Genomic DNA, 16,108 nt, shown 5'->3' on the forward strand with positions numbered 1-16,108 from the left:
GAGGAAGTAGCCCAGGACGGTGATGCCCGACGCCCAGCCGACGCCGCCGATGATCGAGTACGTGAAGTACTTGCGGCGGTCCATCCGGCCCACGCCGGCCATCGCGGTGATGAACGTGCGCACGATGGGCACGAACCGGGCCATGACGATCGCGCGGGCGCCGTACTTGTCGAAGAACTGCTCCGTCTTGTCGACGTACTCCTTCTTGAAGATCTTCGACTCCGGCTTGCTGAACAGCGCCGGACCGGCTTTCGCGCCGATGTAGTAGCCGGCGACGTTGCCGGCGAACGCGCAGACCGTCAGCAGCGCGCAGACGAGCCAGAGCGGCGTGTCGATGGTGCCGGCGGCGACGAAGAGACCCGCTGTGAACAGCAGTGAGTCGCCCGGCAGGAAGAAGCCGACGAGCAGCCCGCACTCCGCGAAGATGATGAGGCACAGCCCGATGAGCATGTACGGGCCGAGCCCGTTCAGCAGAACGGTGGGGTCCAGCCAGTCAGGGCCCAATGCAACAGTCACAGCCACAACGGTACAGGTCAGCTGAGCGTGATCACCGCTGCCACCGTGCCCGCTGCCAGGCCCAACAGCAGCGCGAGGCCCAGCACCCACCACACGGACATGGGTGCCGGACGCTCGTCAGCAATCGGGACATGTGCGGCAAATCCGGCATTCGTGCTGGTCGCCTGCGCTCGCAGCGCGTCGGTCACCAACCGCTCCGGGTCGTCCGCCATGCACCTGGTCCTTCTAGTCCTTGAGCCACTCGCCCCTGACCAACACGTCCTTCGGCTTCAATTCTGCATCCAGCACGACGAGGTCGGCCGCACAGCCCGCCTGGAGCTTGCCCGTGTCGAGCCCGAGGAGCTCCGCGCCGCGGGTCGAGGTGGCGTACGCGGCCTCCACGAGCGACAGCCCGCACGAGTTGACGGCGTTGCGGAACGCCATGTCCATCGTCAGCGTGCTGCCGGCGAGCGCGGCGCCGCCTGCCAATGTCGGCACTCCGTCGACGACGCGCACTTCGAGCCCGCCGACGTCGTACACGCCGTCACCGACACCGGCCGCCGCGATGGCGTCGGTGATCAGGACCGTGCGCTTGAGGCCGGCGTGGCGTGCGGCGAGGCGGACCGAGGTCGGGTGCAGGTGCACCAGGTCGCAGATGAGCTCGACGGTGACGCGTTCGTCGTCCAGCAGCGCGCCGATCGGGCCGGGCTCGCGGTGGTGCAGCGGCCGCATGCCGTTGAACAGGTGCGTCGCCACGGACGCGCCCGCGTCGACGGCCGGGCGGACCTGCGCCTCCGTCGCGTCGGTGTGGCCGATGGCGGCGATGACGTCGTTGTCCACGAGCTGCCGCACGGCCTGGACCGCGCCCTCCAGCTCGGGCGCGACGGTGATCATGCGGACGGTGCCCTTGCCGGCGTCGAGCAGCTTCGTCACCGCGGTGTGCTCCGGCGGGCACAGGATCGCCGGGTCGTGCGCGCCGCAGCGGGCGGCCGACAGGAACGGGCCCTCCAGGTGGATGCCCGCGACGACGCCCTCCTGGACCAGCTCGGCCAGCGCGGACACCTGGTCGGCCAGCTCCGGGACCGGGCGCGAGACCAGCGAGGCCAGCATCGTCGTGGTGCCGTGCCTGCGGTGCGCGGCGGCGGCCTTGCGGATCTTGACCGGGTCGCTGCTGGTGAACGCGTCCCCGCCACCGCCGTGGCAGTGGATGTCGACGAACCCCGGCACGATCGTGCCCCCGCCGACGTCGGTCGTCGGGCCTTCTGGCGCGACTCCCTCGCCGACCGCGGCGATCCTGCCGTCGCGGACGCTGACCCACCCGTTCTCGAGCACCCCGTCCGGCGTGACGACCCGACCACCGGTCAGGGTCACGTCGACAGGTCCACCCCACGTGCTCATCACGCCTCCAGCGTGTCGATGGCCAGCAACGCCGCGCCGAGGAAGCCCGCCTCGTCGCCGAGCGCCGCGAGCCGCAGCTCCGGTCGGCGCTGGAAGGCGATCAGGCCGTCCAGCCGTTCCCTCAGGGGCTCCACCAGCAGGTCTCCCGCCAGTGCGAGCCCACCACCGAGCACGACGGCCTCGGGGCCGAGCAGCGTCGCCAGCACCAGGATCCCCCTGGCGAGCGCGTCCACGGCCTCGTGCCACACGGCGACGGCGTCCTGCTCCCCGTCCCTCACCCTGCGTGCGACTTCAGCGGCGCCGTTGACGGGGATGCCGGTACGTGCGGTGTACCGGCGGGCGATCGCCGCGGAGGACGCCACTGTCTCCACGCAGCCGATCTGGCCACACGCGCAAGGCACGCCGTGGCCAACGTTCACATGTCCGATCTCGCCCGCGAAGCCGCCGGCGCTGAAGATCTTCCCGTCGAGCAGCAGCGCACCGGCGATCCCCGTGCCGATGGGCATGATGACGGCGTTGCGCAGGTCCTTGGCGGCACCCATGCGGCACTCGGCCAGACCCGCGGCGCGCACGTCGTGGCCGAACGCCGTGGGCACACCGAGCCGTTCGGTGAGGACGGTGCTGAACGGGAACCCGCTCCACGGCAGGTTGGCCGTGTACACGCCGACGCCGGCGGCCTCGTCCACGATGCCCGGCGCCACGACTCCCACGGCGTCGATCTCGTGCTCGGAGGCGCCGCTCAGCTCGTCCACGAGCTCGGCGATCACGTCGAGCAGGGGCTCCAGCTCGCCGGGAGTCGCCCTGCGCGCGTGCTTCCGCGCCGCCACCGCGTCCGAGGTGCCGGTGACGAGTGCCGCCTTGGTTTCGGTGCCACCGATGTCGACGGCGACCACGTGTCTGCGTGCCACGGGAACTGATCCTGCGGCATGGGAGGGCTATTGGTCTATACCAAGCACCGATTTGGGCGCGCGGTCTTACGAGCTGAAACCGCCCGCATCGGGCAAAACGGCCTCAACTGGGGAAATGGTGAAGTGTGCTGCCTGTGGCGGTCAGCCCGCCATGATCTTCTGCAGGGCGTCGAGAGCGCGGGAGGCCGTCGACTTCACGGTGCCCTTCGAGATGCCGGTGGCCTCGGCGATCTCCGCCTCGGACAGGTCGCCGTAGTAGCGCAGCACGAGCACCTCGCGCTGGCGCGGTGGCAGCTGCTGCAACGCCTTGACCACGGCCTGGTGCTCCGCGGTCAGCATCGCGAGCGACTCGGCCGAGCGCGCGTTCGCCACGTGCGGCGGGGTGTAGTCGCGGGCGGTCTTGCGGCGGCGCAGCACGCTGCGTGAGCCGTTGACCACGGCTGTGCGGAGATAACCGACAGCGGCCTGCGCGTCGCGCAGACCCTTCCAGTTGCGGTGCAGACCGGCGAAGGCCTCCTGCACCACGTCCTCCGCTGTCGCGGGCTCGTCCACGAGCAGCAGCGCGAGCCGGACGAGGCGCATGCGGTGCTGCTTGTACAGGTCTTCGAGCGTGAGCGGCCCTGCGGGGGGTCCTGCGACGCCGTCCTTGATTCGCAGGTTGGTCAGGGTGTCCTGCACGGTGCGCGGTGTTTCGTCGCCAACCACAGGGTAGGACGGTACCGGTCACGTTCACTACGGTGGACGCATGGCCCGCTTTGCAGTCGAATTGGTGTTCGGCCCGGATCGCGAGAAGCGCCTCGCGGTGCGCCCCGAGCACCGCGAGTACATCGCCTCCCTCGCCGAGAAGGGCGTGATCCTCGCGTCAGGCCCGTACGCGGACGACGCCGGCGCGTTGATCATCTACGAGGCCGACGACGAGGCCTCGCTGAAGGAGATCATCGCCGCCGACCCCTACACGCCCGCGAACGTCGCGGAGTGGCGCATCCGCGAGTGGACCCCGCTGATGGGCCCCTGGGTCACCGGCTAGCAGCCTGCCCACCGGGTCCGACCAGGCCAGAGGTGTCGTTCGCGGCCATCTGCCTGTCGGCTTCGGCCACCTCTTCGGTCGACTGGCGGTCCACGACCACCGGCGTGAACGCGCGGAAGTACTTCAGAGCGCCGACCCAGCCGGGGACGTGGACCGCCTTCGCGCGCTTCTCGATGCCCTTGACGACGGCCCTGCCGACGTTGCGGACCGGGTACTTCTTGCTCGCGAGCCCCGGCATGCCCTGGCGCAGCCTGCCGAAGACGGGGTGCTCGTCGGCGCTGTTGACCATGTCCGTGGCGATCCACGAGAAGTACGCGGTGCCGACGTCGACGCCGAGGTGCCTGACCTCGGCGCGGAGGCTGTCCGCGAACGCCTCGCTGCCCGCCTTCGCCGCCGAGTAGGCCGCGTTGCCGGGGATGTGGACGATCGCCGCGAGCGATGACACGACCAGGCAGTAGCCGCGGCTCTTGATCAGGTGCGGCAGCGCCGTGCGGACCGTGCGCCACACACCGAGCAGGTTGACCTCGATGACCCGCTCGAACGCCTTCGGGTCCATCGAGCGCACGAACCCGGTGGCCGCGATACCCGCGTTCGCCACCACGACGTCGATGCGCCCGAAGTGCTCGGCCGCCTCGTTCATGACGCGGTCGAGCACGTCCCAGTCGGTGACATCGGCTTCCCAAGCCTTGCCACCGGTCTGCTGCGCGACTTCGTCGAGCTGGGCTTTCTCGAGCCCGACGAGCGCGAGCCGAGCCCCGCGCGCGGCCAGCTGCCTCGCCACCTCGGCGCCGATGCCCCTGGCCGCGCCGGTGATCAGTACCACCTTGCCCGTGACGTCCATGCCGCCACGGTAACGCAACCTACTCCCGGTAAGCTACTGGCAAGTTAAATTGCGCTCAGCCGGTCCACCTCGTCCTGGGAGAGCTCGAGCTCGAGGACCGGCGTGAGGTCGTTGAGCTGCTCCAACGTCCGCGCGGACGCGATCGGCGCCGCGACCGTGGGCTGCTGGGCGAGCCACGCGAGAGCGACGGAGGCCACCGTCGTCCCGTGCGTCTCGGCCAGCTCGTCGAGCACCTCCAGGACCTGCAGCCCGTGCTCGTCGAGGTACTGCGAGGCGGCGTTCGCCCTCGCGCTCTCCACCGCGATCCCCGGCCGGTACTTGCCGGTCAGGAACCCCTTGGCGAGCGACCAGTAGGGCACGGTCGCCAGCCCGTGCTCCGCGACCGTCTGCTGCAGCGCACCCTCGAACTCGTCGCGGCTGACCAGGTTGTACTCGGGCTGCAACGCCACGAACTTCGCGAAGCCCTCGCGCTCCTGGATCTCCAGCGCCTCGGCCAGCCGCTCGGCGGAGAAGTTGGACGCGGCGACGTACCGGACCTTGCCCTGCCTGACCAGCTCGTCGTAGGCGGCCAGCGTCTCCTCGAGCGGCGTGCCGGGGTCGTCGAGGTGGTTGTAGTAGAGGTCGATGTGGTCGACACCGAGCCGTTTCAACGACCGGTCGGCGCTGCTCAGGATGGTGTCGCGCTTCTGGTTCTTGAACCCGGCGAGCATGCCGACCTTGGTGGCGACGACGAGCTGGTCGCGGTCGTCACGCCTGGCCAGCCACCTGCCGATGATCGTCTCCGACTCGCCGCCGGAGTTGCCCTCCGCCCAGGCCGAGTAGGAGTCGGCGGTGTCGACGAAGTTCCCGCCCGCCGCGACGTAGGCGTCGAGGACGGCGAACGACTGCCCCTCGTCGGCGGTCCAGCCGAACACGTTGCCGCCCAGGCAGAGGCGGGACACGGTCAGGTCGGTGGTGCTCAAGATCCCCATGTTCGAACGGTAGTCGGTCCTCGGCGGGAATCTCGACGCCGTTCCCCGCGCCACGCGGTGGGGGCGCGGGGAGAGCTGTGGGTGTCTCGTGATGTGGACAGCCGTGCGTTCAGGTGCCCGGCATCCACGTCCGGACGAGGCGGCGGCCTCAGGCCGTGATCTCGACGCCCTTCCAGAACGCCACGCGGCCCTTGATCTCCGACGCCGCCTCCTTGGGCTCGGCGTAGTACCAGGCGGCGTCGCGGTTCTCGGCGCCGTCCACCTGCAGCGAGAAGTAGTTGGCGGTCCCCTTCCAGGGGCACACCGTCGTGTACTCCGACGGCTTCAGCACGTCCGGGTCCACGGAGTCGAGCGGGAAGTAGTGGTTGCCTTCGACGACGACGGTGTCGTCGCTCGACGCAATGGTCTTGTCGTTCCACCGAGCGGTTGCCATGTCTCCACTATGCCCCCAGGCTCGGAGTGTGACGACTTTCGGAACGTTCGGTGTGTGGGGGCCTCATCAGGCCTGGGCAGGACGCGTGGACGAGGTCGCCGAGCTCGAACGGCTGGGCTACGGCACCTTCTGGGTGGGCGGGTCGCCCGAGGCCGACCTCGCGCTGCCGGAGCAGCTGCTCGGCGCCACCACGACCATGACCATCGCGACCGGCATCCTCAACGTCTGGCAGACCGAGCCGGAGGACGTGGCCCGCTCGTTCGACCGCATCGCGGACGAACGGCTCGTGCTCGGCATCGGGGCCGGACACCGGCAGGTCGACCAGGCCTACGAGAAACCGTACGAGAAGCTCACGAACTACCTCGACCGGCTCGACGTCCCGCGGGAGAAGGTCGTGCTGGCCGCGCTCGGGCCGCGCGTCCTCAAGCTCGCCGCCGAGCGGACCGCGGGCGCGCACCCGTACCTCGTCCCCAAGGCGCACACCGAGCACGCGCGCGGAATCCTCGGGGACAAGCTCCTCGCGCCCGAGGTGACCGTGGTCGTGGAGGAGGACCCCGCCGAAGCCAGGAAGATCGCGCGCGAGCAGCTGGCGTACTACTTCGAGCTCACCAACTACACGAGCAACTGGTTGCGCTGGGGTTTCACGGAGGAAGACGTCGCGAACCGGGGCTCCGACGACTTGATCGATGCACTCGTACCGCACGGTAACCCCGGCCAGGTGGCGGAGAAGCTGCGCGCCCACCTGGACGCGGGCGCCGACCACGTGGCCGTCCAGTCCCTGAACGGGCACTATGCCGAGCTGGCCGCCGCGTTGGGTCTGTGACCCGGCCTCGTAGGATGCGGTCGACACCCGTCAGGGCGCCTGAGGAGGACCACCGATGCCCATCGCAACTCCCGAGGTCTACGCGGAGATGCTGGACCGGGCCAAGGCGAACGAGTTCGCCTACCCCGCCATCAACGTCACGTCGTCGGAGACGCTGAACGCGGCTCTGCGCGGCTTCGCCGAGGCTGAGAGCGACGGCATCATCCAGGTTTCGACCGGCGGTGCCGAGTTCGCCTCTGGCACCAAGGTCAAGGACATGGTGACCGGCGCCGTGGCGCTCGCCGAGTTCGCGCACGTCGTTGCCGCGAAGTACCCGGTGAACATCGCGCTGCACACGGACCACTGCCCGAAGGACAAGCTCGACGGGTACGTGCGGCCGCTGATCGCGATCAGCCAGGAGCGGGTGGACAAGGGCGGCAACCCGCTCTTCCAGTCGCACATGTGGGACGGCTCCGCCGTGCCGATGGACGAGAACCTCGAGATCGCGAGCGAGCTGCTCGACCTCGCGGCCAAGGCGAGGATCGTCCTCGAGATCGAGGTCGGCGTCGTCGGTGGCGAGGAGGACGGCGTCGACAACGAGATCAACGACAAGCTCTACACGACGCCGGAGGACTACCTGAAGACCGTCGAGGTCCTCGGCGCCGGCGAGAAGGGCCGCTACCTGCTCGCCGCGACCTTCGGCAACGTGCACGGCGTCTACAAGCCGGGCAACGTCAAGCTGCGCCCGGAGATCCTCAAGCAGGGTCAGGACGTCGTGGCGGAGAAGCTCGGTCTCGCGGCCGGCTCGAAGCCGTTCGACCTGGTCTTCCACGGCGGCTCCGGCTCGCTGCTCGAGGAGATCCACGAGGCCGTGTCGTACGGCGTCATCAAGATGAACATCGACACGGACACGCAGTACGCGTTCACCCGCCCGATCGCGGCGCACATGTTCGCGAACTACGACGGCGTGCTGAAGATCGACGGCGAGGTCGGCAACAAGAAGGCCTACGACCCGCGCAGCTACCTCAAGGCCGCTGAGCAGGCCATGGCCGCCCGCATCGCCTCGGCGTGCGAGCACCTCAAGTCGTCGGGCCGCATGATCGCGGGCTGACGCGCGAACGACGACAGGGCCCCGGCGCGAGCCGGGGCCCTTTTCGCGTCAGCGGAACGCTTCGACGTGGCGCAGGGCCCAGTCGGCGAACGTGCGCGGCGCGCGCCCGAGCACCGCCTGCACGTCCGGGCTCACCCGCACCTCGGCCGGGGTCGGCGAACCGAGGATGTCCAGCGTGTCGTCGGCGAGCTCGCCGGGCATCATCGTCACCATCCCCGCCCTGGCCTCGGCCCGCGTCAGCTCGTGGAACCGCACCGGCGAACCCAGCGCCGCGGCGATGGCCGCGGTCTGCTCGCGCGGCGTGATCACCTCCGGGCCGGTCAGCTCGTACACGCCGCCGTTGTGCCGGTCGTCCAGCAGGCAGGCGGCCGCGACGTCGGCGATGTCCGCCGGGTCGACCACGGGCACCCCGATGTCCCCGAACGGCGCCGCGACGACCCGCTGCGCGCGGACCGGCTCGGCCCACCACAGCGCGTTGGACGCGAAGCCGCCCGGCCGCAGGATCGCCCAGTCCACACCGGAACCCCGCACCTCGTCCTCCAGTGCGCGCATGGCGATCCTCGTCGTCCCGAACGGCCTGGTCACCACGCCGAGAGTGGACAGCAGGACCACGCGGCGCACGCCGTTGTCCGTCGCCAGGCGGACGACGTCGGCGGGGTTGGCCTCGGCCGCGTGCAGGTCGCCGGACAGCAGCAGGAACAACGCCTTCGCGCCGGCCAGCGCGGGCGCCAGGCTCGCCGGAGCACTCAGGTCGGCCACCACGTGCCGGACGCCGGCGGGCACCTCCGCCGCGTGCCGCGACACCGCCGTCACCTGCTCGCCCGCCTCGGCCAGCGCCTTCGTCAGCACTCGCCCGATGTTCCCGGTCGCCCCGGTCACCACGATCATGAACAGCTCCTTCGTCGATGTGGGCACGACGCTAGGAACCGGGCTTACATTTAGTAAGGACGTACCTGGAGGTAAGCTCCGGACATGGCGGTCGGAGCTCAGTTCACGCGCAACGGCACGACGGAGCGGTATGAGGTGTTTCACACCGACTGCCCCGCACGCGAGATGGTCGACCACGTCACCAGCCGGTGGGGCATCTGGGTGCTGATCTCCCTGCAGACCAACGACCTCAGGTTCTTCGAGCTGCGCGAGAGCATCCGCGGCATCAGCGAGAAGATGCTCTCCCAGACCCTGCGCGGGCTCGTCGAGGACGGCCTGGTCTGGCGCAGGGTGGAGCCGACGACCCCGCCCCAGGTCACCTACGGGCTGACCGAGTTCGGGCGGGACGTCGGAGAGCCGCTGACCGACCTGTTCGGCCGGATCACCAGCCGGTTGTCAGCTCAGCTTCAGCCTTGACGCGATCATCTGCGTCTCCGGCCGGTGGATCACCATGTCCCCGGCCGTCCACAGCACCGCCAGCAGCACGGCCGTGACCGCCGCCGACGAGTACGAGATCGGCGGCCCCCACAGGTACTCCTGCTGGAACCAGATGCCGACGTAACCGACGGTCGTGACGGCCGCGGACCCCAGCACGGCCGCGGCCGGCGTGGGCATCTTCACCACGTGCGCCGCGTCGATCGCGAGGCCGACGAAGATCAGGAACAGCGGCACGGCGGACTTCGGGAAGTCGATGCCCGCGAGCAACGGCCAGATCAGGCACCGGTACGCGACGTAGCCGCCCACGACGACGGTCGCGGCCCACGGCCTGTTGATCGTGCGCCGCGCGATGACCAGGACGATCGCCGCCGCGACGAGACCCCACACCGGGTAGACCCAGTCGGCGATGGGCAGCGCGAAGTGCACGACCGCCTCGCGTCCGACCGGGACGCCGAGCTGGTCGGCGGCGAACTGCAGCAGGATCGGCTCGGCCTCGGCCTTGCCGTTGTCGTAGGCCTGCAACGCGCGCACGCCGTATTCCTGGTGCTGGTTGGGGAACCAGACGTTCTCCAGGAAGAAGAACCACAGCGCGACGAGCCCGAACGTCCGTGCGTTGCCCTCGGGGAAGTACTTCATCCACCCGCGGATCACGCCGACCAGCATGACGGCCGTGCCGAGGTAGAGCAGCGCGTGCGAACCACTCCACGACGTGATGTCGAGCCCGTTCACGCGGTGGTTGATGATGTCGATCGGCAGTGCGACGAGGAAGATCCCGCACCCGGCCTGCATCAGCCGCAACGTCAGCTTGTCGACGCCGTACCCGGTGAACGTGTGGAACAGCGTCAGCGCCACCACGATGACCGTGCCGACCGTGTTGATCAGATGCGGCGGCGCCAGGTCGTCGCGCAGCCACTTGAAGTGCCACGAGACGTCCCACGACGAGCCGATCAGCTTGAGGAGCAGTCCGGCGAGCCACAGCCGGTAGAGCTGCTTCGTGAGCGCCGCCGGTGTCTCCCTGCCGGGAACGCCCCGCTCCCAGTACTGGTCCCGGAACTGCCTTGCCCCCTGAATCATCCGCACATCATGAGCTGAGGTTCCGGGTTCAGGTAGCCGAATCCACCCTGGTTTTACCCTGATGTTTCTAATTTGTGTGCACAACCGGGTGAACGGCGTTGATCTGACCGGTCCAGCGCGGCACCATGCGCGGCCATGGGCAAAAAGATCGTCGCAGCAGTGGTCGTCACCGCGTTGGCCCTGGCTGTTGTGGCCACGGTCATGAGGGTCTTCATCTCGTAAGCGGGCGTCGTGCGGCACGATGGGCCGCATGGTTGACAACCTCCTCGGGCCCGAGCCGACCCGTCTCCCCGACCGCCCCGAGGCGCAGGCCGCCGCGGACGGCGGCACCGACCCCGGCAAGATCGTGCGGGCCTACCCCGACTTCTCCGAGGCCTGGGCGCTGCTGGCCGAGCGCGCGCTGCACTCCGGAGACCCCGTCGCCGCCTACGCCTACGCCCGCACCGGCTACCACCGCGGCCTCGACCAGCTGCGCCGGTCCGGCTGGAAGGGCTTCGGACCCGTGCCGTGGGACCACCGGCCGAACCAGGGCTTCCTGCGCGCGCTGGCCGCACTCGCCCGTGCCGCTCGCGAGATCGGTGAGGACGAGGAGTGGGAGCGCTGCAGCACGTTCCTGGCCGACTCCGACCCGAAGGCGCCCGCCGCGCTCGGCCTGGTCTGATCCGGCGTGGGTGCCGTCCGGGACGCGGTGGGGCGTGGGCTGGCGCGGTGGCGCGGGGCCGCGCTGCCGATCGTCCACTGCGCCCTGTCCGCCGGTCTCGCGTGGATCGTGGCGACCCTCGTGTTCGGACACCCGCACCCGTTCTTCGCGCCGATCGCCGCCGTCGTCTGCCTCGGGATCTCCCTGGGGCAACGGCTGCGGCGCGTCGGTGAGCTGGTCGTCGGCGTGTCGGTCGGTGTCGGCGTGGGCGACGCGCTGATCGGCTGGATCGGCAGCGGTCCCTGGCAGATCGCGCTGGTCGTCGCGCTGGCGATGTCGGCGGCGGTGCTGCTGGACAGCGGCACGGTCATCGCGTTGCAGGCCGGCAGCAGCGCCGTCCTCGTCGCCACGCTGCTGCCGCCCAGCGCCGGTGGCGGGCTCGACCGGATGATCGACGCGCTGACCGGCGGCCTGGTCGGGCTCGCCGTCGCGGCGCTCCTCCCCGCCAACCCCATCACGGTGGCGCAGCGGCAGCTCAAGGCGCTGACGAACACGCTCAGCGGCGCGTTGAGGACCCTCGCGGAGGCCCTGACCGAGAAGGACTCGGTGAAGGCCGCCGGGGTGCTGGCCGAGCTGCGGACCAGCCAGGCCGCGATCGACGACTACAAGTCGGCGCTGCAGACCGGCAGCGAGATCGCGAGGATCGCGCCGATCCGGTGGCGGTCCAAGGACGAGCTCAGCCGGTTCCAGACGGCCGCCGGGCCGGTGGACTACGCGATCCGCAACACCCGTGTGCTGGCCCGCAGGACCATGGCGGCGCTGAAGGCGGACGAGCTGATCCCGGACGGCGTGCCCGAGGTCCTGAAGGACTACGCGGACGCCGTCGACTGCCTCAAGGGCGAGCTGGAGAAGGGCAAGGAGCCCAGCGGGACGCGGCAGGCCGTGCGGGACGCCGCGCGGCAGCTCACCGCGCGGCGTCTCGGCGGGGACGGGTTCTCGTCCAAGGTCGTGCTGGCGCAGATCCGCAGCATCGCGGTGGACCTGCTGCAGGCGACAGGGCTCAGCAGGAGCGAGGCGATGGAGGCGTTGCCGCCGCTCAGCCCTCCGGCCGGTTCAGGATCCCCAGCAGAAGCGAGTGCACCTGCTCGTGGTCCTGAGGATCGGCCAGGGCGCACGAGCCGCCCGTGATGGCGTACCACTCCTCCGCACCCTCGTAGCGGACGAGCGCGCGCAGCTTCCCGTCGTCGGAGAGCTCGGTGCACAGCTCCAGGTCACCGGTGACGACGCCGACCTCGTCGGTCATCACGCCACCGGGGCCCGCCACGAAGAGCGAGGAGTGGGACGCCATCAGCACCTTCCGAGCATGCCCGTCAGTTCGGTCTTCTCCGCCGAGTTCACGCTGAGGCTCCAGCGGTACTTGGTGTGTACCCACATCTTCGCGTAGGTGCACCAGTAGGACGTCAGCGGAGGCTTCCACGTCGCCGGCGTCTGGTCGCCCTTCGCCTGGTTCACGTTGTCGGTCACGGCGATCAGCTGAGGGCCGGACATGTCGTTGGCGAACGACTGGCGCTGCGCGGTGGTCCAGGACGCCGCTCCCGACCTCCAGGCGGCCGCCAGGGGCACGACGTGGTCGATGTCCACGTCGGCGGCCGCGGTCCACGTCGCGCCGTCGTACGGCGAGAACCAGCGGCCCGACGTGGCGGCGCACGACGAGTCGGTCACCACGTTCGTGCCGTCGCGCTTCAGCACGGCCTCACGGGTGTTGCAGGTCCCCGACTGGGTGATCCAGTGGGGGAACTTGTCGCGCGAATAGCCCGTCATGGAGCCGTCGGCGCGCACGGTCAGCCCCGCCAGCTCCGTCTTCGCGGTGGCGGCGGTGGGAATGTTCGGCGGTGTCGCGAGTGCAGGGGAAACAAAACCGAGGGTGATGGCCGCGGTGGCGACCAGGACACCGATGGTTCGGCTTACTGGTGACATCGTCCCGACCTTCCTAGTGGGAAGTGATCGGGACCACCCTTGGTCACAGTCTGGAATTGCGCAATGCCTTCGAGTGACACTCAGTCGAATGGCAAGTACACGGCTAGGGACCGGCTATCGAACACGGACTTCGATACAGGCCCTACACGCCCCGGACGAGCCTCAAGTCCTCGGTGTGCCGGTACCAGGTCCACTTGTCGACCGGGCGCGGGTGCTTGTGCCCGTCGAGCACGGCCGTGGTGGGCAGGCAGCCGAGCTGGAACGCGCGGGGGCGGCTCTCCCTCACCCTGGACCCGATCAGGCGCTTGTGGATGATCCTGATCACGAGACCCAGGCCGCCCTCGGTGTCGGGCGTGCACTCGATCCGGGACGCCTGGCCGCGCAGCACGTTGTCCGCGTCGCTGTAACCAACGCCACGAACGGGCGAGAGCACGCCGAGTCCCATGAGGACACCGCCGACGTCGTCGCGCACGAGAGGAACGGGATCCACGTCACCGTTCAGGGCGATGTCCAGCGCGCGTTCCCGGTTCGTCGAAAGCCCCCACAGCGCGGCGAACGACGACTGCCCGGTGGGCACGTAACCCAGTGCGACCGAGCCGAGCTTCTCCTTGCGCAGCAACCGGACCGCGACCGCGGCCAGGTCGGCGTCGGTGCCCGCGACGACGAGCCGTTCCGCGTCCAGGTGCGGGTCGACGTGGTCCTTGCCGGGGCGGGCAGGGACGACGTGGACGTCGTCACGTTGAGTGATCATTGGCGACTGCGTGTTTCCGCAGGCCAACACGATTCCGTGCACGGTCATCTCCTGGTCTACCCTCGCTTACCGGCGTTCGCTCGAACCAGTCCAAGCGCTTGGAGTTTCACATGCCGGCCGTCGTGCTGATCGGTGCCCAGTGGGGCGATGAGGGCAAGGGCAAGGCCACCGACATCCTCGGTGAGCGTGTCCAGTGGATCGTCCGCTACCAGGGCGGCAACAACGCGGGTCACACCGTGGTCCTCCCGGACGGTCAGAAGTTCGCCCTCCACCTCATCCCGTCCGGCATCCTCACACCCGGTGTGAAGAACGTGATCGGCAACGGTGTCGTGGTCGACCCCGGCGTGCTGCTCGAGGAGCTCGCGGGGCTGGAGGAGAAGGGCGTCGACACCGGCGGCCTGCTGATCTCGTCCGACGCGCACTTGATCATGCCGTACCACGTGGCCATCGACAAGGTGACCGAGCGCTACCTGGGCAAGGCCAAGATCGGCACCACCGGTCGCGGCATCGGCCCCGCCTACCAGGACAAGCTCGCCCGCGTCGGCGTGCGCGTGCAGGACCTGCTGGACGAGAAGATCCTGCGGCAGAAGGTCGAGGCGGCCCTGGACTTCAAGAACCAGGTGCTGGTCAAGGTCTACAACCGCAAGGCGCTCGACCCCGACCAGGTCGTCGACCAGGTGCTGGAGCGCGGCCAGCACTTCGTGCACCGCATCGCGGACACCCGCCTGCTGCTCAACCAGGCGCTCGACCGCGGCGAGATCGTGGTGCTGGAGGGCTCGCAGGGCACCCTGCTCGACGTCGACCACGGCACCTACCCGTTCGTCACGTCGTCGAACCCGACGTCCGGTGGCGCGACGGTCGGCTCCGGTGTCGGCCCGACCCGCATCAGCACCGTGATCGGCATCCTGAAGGCCTACACGACCCGCGTCGGCTCCGGTCCGTTCCCGACCGAGCTCAACGACGACATGGGCGAGTACCTGCGCAAGCAGGGCGGCGAGTTCGGTGTCACCACCGGGCGTTCGCGCCGCACCGGCTGGTTCGACGCCGTGATCGCCCGTTACGCCTCCCGCGTCAACGGCATCACCGACTACTTCCTCACCAAGTTGGACGTGCTGTCCGGCCTCGAGAAGGTGCCGGTCTGCGTCGCGTACGAAGTGGACGGTCGCCGCGTCGACGAGATGCCGATGACGCAGACCGACGTGCACCACGCCGTGCCGGTCTACGAGGAGCTGCCGGGCTGGTTCGAGGACATCTCGCACTGCCGCGAGTTCGACGAGCTGCCGGCCAACGCCAAGGCCTACGTCGAGTACCTGGAGAGCATCATCGGCGCTCGCGTCTCGGCGATCGGCGTCGGCCCCGGCCGTGACCAGACGATCGTTCGTCACGACGTGCTCAGCTGACAACGCGGGCCTGGGCCTCGAGCAGCGCGGTCTGCGTGATCTTCAGCTGTTCGAGGCCCTTCGTGAACTCCCGTGCCATCGTGCCGTCGTCCGGCCCGTTGTCGCGGAACACCGGCACGCACGCCGTGGCGCCGTTCTCCAGCGCCTGCAAGGCCTCCTGCCACCCCGTCGCGATCTTCGCGTCTGGTGGGGCCGGGAAGTCCTGCCGCAGCACCGGCAGCAGGGCTTCACAGCCTCGCCAGATCGCCTCGGGATCGCTCGCCCGCACACCGGCGAACACCTTGTCGTTCGTCTGCACCACGGTCGTGAACCGGTCCCATCCACCGCCGTACATCCACGTGTTGACGGCTTCGTCGGTGTTGATCACGGCACCCGCCGCGACGGGTGGCCGTAGCGGTGCCGCCTCCTCCGCCGCGGGCCACCACCAAGCCATGGCGACGGACACCACGGCGATCGTGATCAACCCCTGGGGTGCCGACGGCTTCCGCACGGCATTCGCCGTGACCCAGCCGCCCGCCAGCGCCACGACCGTGCCGAAGACCGGCAACACCTGCAGCGGTCGCGTAGCCAGCACGCTGTCGACCTGGGTGCCGTCGAGCCGGGTCAACCAGATCACCGCGGTGCCCGCCAGCCCGATGAGCCACACCGCGAACAGCGCACCCACCCGGTCCATCCGCCGAGCCGCCGCGAGCACCACCACGAGCTGCACGGCCACCACGCCGATGATCTGCCAGGCGGTGGCGACCAAGGGCGGTTCCAGCGCTCCGAGGATCACCACGACGGCGGACGCCACCACACCGCCGATCGCTCCTGCCAGCGCGGCGATCCGTGGGAACTCCTGGCGCAGCACCAACGGCACCAGCCAGACCAGCGCCAGCGCCACGACCGTCGGCACGCGGTTGAAGTTCAGCAGGA

Annotated in this window: 21 protein-coding genes; 7 read left to right on the forward strand and 14 right to left on the reverse strand. The window is 69.6% G+C overall.

What is annotated here, in order from left to right:
• The 5 genes from VM306_RS29620 to VM306_RS29640 all read right to left on the reverse strand — a co-directional run.
• A partial coding sequence (locus tag VM306_RS29620) for a DedA family protein (RefSeq protein WP_325521031.1) occupies window positions 1-516 on the reverse strand: 516 nt, incomplete at its 3' end.
• 17 nt (window positions 517-533) lie between these two features.
• Complete coding sequence (locus VM306_RS29625) at window positions 534-728, reverse strand: hypothetical protein (RefSeq protein ID WP_325521033.1); 195 nt, start codon at window positions 726-728, stop codon at window positions 534-536.
• Between the two features lie 13 nt (window positions 729-741).
• Window positions 742-1,893, reverse strand: coding sequence for an N-acetylglucosamine-6-phosphate deacetylase (nagA, locus tag VM306_RS29630; RefSeq protein ID WP_325521035.1), 1,152 nt, complete (start codon window positions 1,891-1,893; stop codon window positions 742-744).
• Window positions 1,893-2,801: an ROK family protein gene (locus tag VM306_RS29635; RefSeq protein ID WP_325521037.1), complete on the reverse strand. Its 909-nt coding sequence runs from the start codon at window positions 2,799-2,801 to the stop codon at window positions 1,893-1,895. Before VM306_RS29635 ends, nagA begins: the two co-directional genes overlap by 1 nt.
• Window positions 2,802-2,942: 141 nt before the next feature.
• Window positions 2,943-3,506 carry a SigE family RNA polymerase sigma factor gene (locus VM306_RS29640; protein WP_325521039.1) on the reverse strand — a complete coding sequence of 188 codons (564 nt, stop codon included), beginning with the start codon at window positions 3,504-3,506 and terminating at the stop codon, window positions 2,943-2,945.
• Between the two features lie 40 nt (window positions 3,507-3,546).
• On the opposite strand from VM306_RS29640, the gene VM306_RS29645 reads away from it, so the two are divergent.
• Window positions 3,547-3,828 (forward strand): YciI family protein, encoded by a 282-nt coding sequence (locus VM306_RS29645; RefSeq protein WP_325521040.1) that lies wholly within the window; start codon window positions 3,547-3,549, stop codon window positions 3,826-3,828.
• Here VM306_RS29645 and VM306_RS29650 read toward each other — a convergent pair.
• The 3 genes from VM306_RS29650 to VM306_RS29660 form a co-directional block, all read right to left on the reverse strand.
• The gene (locus tag VM306_RS29650) at window positions 3,818-4,669 is read right to left on the reverse strand and encodes an SDR family oxidoreductase (RefSeq protein WP_325521041.1); all 852 of its coding nucleotides are present in this window, start codon (window positions 4,667-4,669) and stop codon (window positions 3,818-3,820) included. The two genes, VM306_RS29645 and VM306_RS29650, sit on opposite strands and share 11 nt — an antisense overlap.
• Before the next feature lie 44 nt (window positions 4,670-4,713).
• Window positions 4,714-5,640: an aldo/keto reductase gene (locus VM306_RS29655; RefSeq protein WP_325521042.1), complete on the reverse strand. Its 927-nt coding sequence runs from the start codon at window positions 5,638-5,640 to the stop codon at window positions 4,714-4,716.
• Between the two features lie 148 nt (window positions 5,641-5,788).
• Window positions 5,789-6,073, reverse strand: coding sequence for a DUF427 domain-containing protein (locus VM306_RS29660; protein WP_325521043.1), 285 nt, complete (start codon window positions 6,071-6,073; stop codon window positions 5,789-5,791).
• A 28-nt stretch (window positions 6,074-6,101) separates the two neighbouring features.
• Between VM306_RS29660 and VM306_RS29665 the strand changes: the two genes are divergently transcribed.
• Together VM306_RS29665 and fbaA are read left to right on the forward strand one after the other, a co-directional pair.
• Window positions 6,102-6,896: a TIGR03620 family F420-dependent LLM class oxidoreductase gene (locus VM306_RS29665; protein WP_325521044.1), complete on the forward strand. Its 795-nt coding sequence runs from the start codon at window positions 6,102-6,104 to the stop codon at window positions 6,894-6,896.
• Between the two features lie 55 nt (window positions 6,897-6,951).
• Window positions 6,952-7,986, forward strand: coding sequence for a class II fructose-bisphosphate aldolase (fbaA, locus tag VM306_RS29670; RefSeq protein WP_325521045.1), 1,035 nt, complete (start codon window positions 6,952-6,954; stop codon window positions 7,984-7,986).
• Between the two features lie 48 nt (window positions 7,987-8,034).
• Here the strand turns inward: fbaA and VM306_RS29675 are convergent, their stop codons facing one another.
• Complete coding sequence (locus tag VM306_RS29675; RefSeq protein ID WP_325521046.1) at window positions 8,035-8,874, reverse strand: SDR family oxidoreductase; 840 nt, start codon at window positions 8,872-8,874, stop codon at window positions 8,035-8,037.
• 84 nt (window positions 8,875-8,958) lie between these two features.
• On the opposite strand from VM306_RS29675, the gene VM306_RS29680 reads away from it, so the two are divergent.
• Window positions 8,959-9,330, forward strand: a complete 372-nt coding sequence (locus tag VM306_RS29680; RefSeq protein WP_325521047.1) for a helix-turn-helix domain-containing protein — start codon at window positions 8,959-8,961, stop codon at window positions 9,328-9,330.
• Here VM306_RS29680 and VM306_RS29685 read toward each other — a convergent pair.
• A complete protein-coding gene (locus tag VM306_RS29685) occupies window positions 9,310-10,425 on the reverse strand; it encodes a hypothetical protein (protein ID WP_325521048.1) in 1,116 nt (371 codons plus the stop codon). The two genes, VM306_RS29680 and VM306_RS29685, sit on opposite strands and share 21 nt — an antisense overlap.
• A gap of 250 nt (window positions 10,426-10,675) precedes the next feature.
• On the opposite strand from VM306_RS29685, the gene VM306_RS29690 reads away from it, so the two are divergent.
• Together VM306_RS29690 and VM306_RS29695 are read left to right on the forward strand one after the other, a co-directional pair.
• The gene (locus VM306_RS29690) at window positions 10,676-11,086 is read left to right on the forward strand and encodes a DUF3151 domain-containing protein (protein ID WP_325521049.1); all 411 of its coding nucleotides are present in this window, start codon (window positions 10,676-10,678) and stop codon (window positions 11,084-11,086) included.
• 6 nt (window positions 11,087-11,092) lie between these two features.
• Window positions 11,093-12,253 (forward strand): FUSC family protein, encoded by a 1,161-nt coding sequence (locus VM306_RS29695; protein ID WP_325521050.1) that lies wholly within the window; start codon window positions 11,093-11,095, stop codon window positions 12,251-12,253.
• Here VM306_RS29695 and VM306_RS29700 read toward each other — a convergent pair.
• The 3 genes from VM306_RS29700 to VM306_RS29710 all read right to left on the reverse strand — a co-directional run bounded on the left by VM306_RS29700 (window position 12,162) and on the right by VM306_RS29710 (window position 13,793).
• Window positions 12,162-12,413, reverse strand: a complete 252-nt coding sequence (locus tag VM306_RS29700; RefSeq protein ID WP_325521055.1) for a hypothetical protein — start codon at window positions 12,411-12,413, stop codon at window positions 12,162-12,164. The genes VM306_RS29695 and VM306_RS29700 overlap by 92 nt on opposite strands.
• Window positions 12,413-13,042, reverse strand: coding sequence for an HNH endonuclease family protein (locus VM306_RS29705; protein ID WP_325521051.1), 630 nt, complete (start codon window positions 13,040-13,042; stop codon window positions 12,413-12,415). The genes VM306_RS29700 and VM306_RS29705 overlap by 1 nt, the downstream gene beginning before the upstream one ends.
• Before the next feature lie 142 nt (window positions 13,043-13,184).
• On the reverse strand, window positions 13,185-13,793 hold the full coding sequence (locus tag VM306_RS29710) for a hypothetical protein (protein WP_325521052.1): 609 nt from the start codon (window positions 13,791-13,793) through the stop codon (window positions 13,185-13,187).
• A 110-nt stretch (window positions 13,794-13,903) separates the two neighbouring features.
• Between VM306_RS29710 and VM306_RS29715 the strand changes: the two genes are divergently transcribed.
• Window positions 13,904-15,193 (forward strand): adenylosuccinate synthase, encoded by a 1,290-nt coding sequence (locus tag VM306_RS29715; RefSeq protein WP_325521053.1) that lies wholly within the window; start codon window positions 13,904-13,906, stop codon window positions 15,191-15,193.
• Here the strand turns inward: VM306_RS29715 and VM306_RS29720 are convergent.
• Window positions 15,186-16,108, reverse strand: a 923-nt coding sequence (locus VM306_RS29720) for a hypothetical protein (RefSeq protein WP_325521054.1), incomplete at its 5' end; no start/stop codon positions are given. The genes VM306_RS29715 and VM306_RS29720 overlap by 8 nt on opposite strands.

This window comes from Lentzea sp. (assembly GCF_035525475.1).
GTDB lineage: Bacteria > Actinomycetota > Actinomycetes > Mycobacteriales > Pseudonocardiaceae > Lentzea.

Bases quoted from the DNA above. Each gene is read 5' to 3' on its own strand.
- VM306_RS29625 (WP_325521033.1), bottom strand. From the start codon at position 728: ATGGCGGACGACCCGGAGCGGTTGGTGACCGACGCGCTGCGAGCGCAG.
- nagA (WP_325521035.1), bottom strand. From the start codon at position 1,893: ATGAGCACGTGGGGTGGACCTGTCGACGTGACCCTGACCGGTGGTCGG.
- VM306_RS29645 (WP_325521040.1), top strand. From the start codon at position 3,547: ATGGCCCGCTTTGCAGTCGAATTGGTGTTCGGCCCGGATCGCGAGAAG.
- VM306_RS29650 (WP_325521041.1), bottom strand. From the start codon at position 4,669: ATGGACGTCACGGGCAAGGTGGTACTGATCACCGGCGCGGCCAGGGGC.
- VM306_RS29655 (WP_325521042.1), bottom strand. From the start codon at position 5,640: ATGGGGATCTTGAGCACCACCGACCTGACCGTGTCCCGCCTCTGCCTG.
- VM306_RS29660 (WP_325521043.1), bottom strand. From the start codon at position 6,073: ATGGCAACCGCTCGGTGGAACGACAAGACCATTGCGTCGAGCGACGAC.
- fbaA (WP_325521045.1), top strand. From the start codon at position 6,952: ATGCCCATCGCAACTCCCGAGGTCTACGCGGAGATGCTGGACCGGGCC.
- VM306_RS29675 (WP_325521046.1), bottom strand. From the start codon at position 8,874: ATGATCGTGGTGACCGGGGCGACCGGGAACATCGGGCGAGTGCTGACG.
- VM306_RS29680 (WP_325521047.1), top strand. From the start codon at position 8,959: ATGGCGGTCGGAGCTCAGTTCACGCGCAACGGCACGACGGAGCGGTAT.
- VM306_RS29685 (WP_325521048.1), bottom strand. From the start codon at position 10,425: ATGATTCAGGGGGCAAGGCAGTTCCGGGACCAGTACTGGGAGCGGGGC.
- VM306_RS29690 (WP_325521049.1), top strand. From the start codon at position 10,676: ATGGTTGACAACCTCCTCGGGCCCGAGCCGACCCGTCTCCCCGACCGC.
- VM306_RS29700 (WP_325521055.1), bottom strand. From the start codon at position 12,413: ATGGCGTCCCACTCCTCGCTCTTCGTGGCGGGCCCCGGTGGCGTGATG.
- VM306_RS29705 (WP_325521051.1), bottom strand. From the start codon at position 13,042: ATGTCACCAGTAAGCCGAACCATCGGTGTCCTGGTCGCCACCGCGGCC.
- VM306_RS29710 (WP_325521052.1), bottom strand. From the start codon at position 13,793: ATGATCACTCAACGTGACGACGTCCACGTCGTCCCTGCCCGCCCCGGC.
- VM306_RS29715 (WP_325521053.1), top strand. From the start codon at position 13,904: ATGCCGGCCGTCGTGCTGATCGGTGCCCAGTGGGGCGATGAGGGCAAG.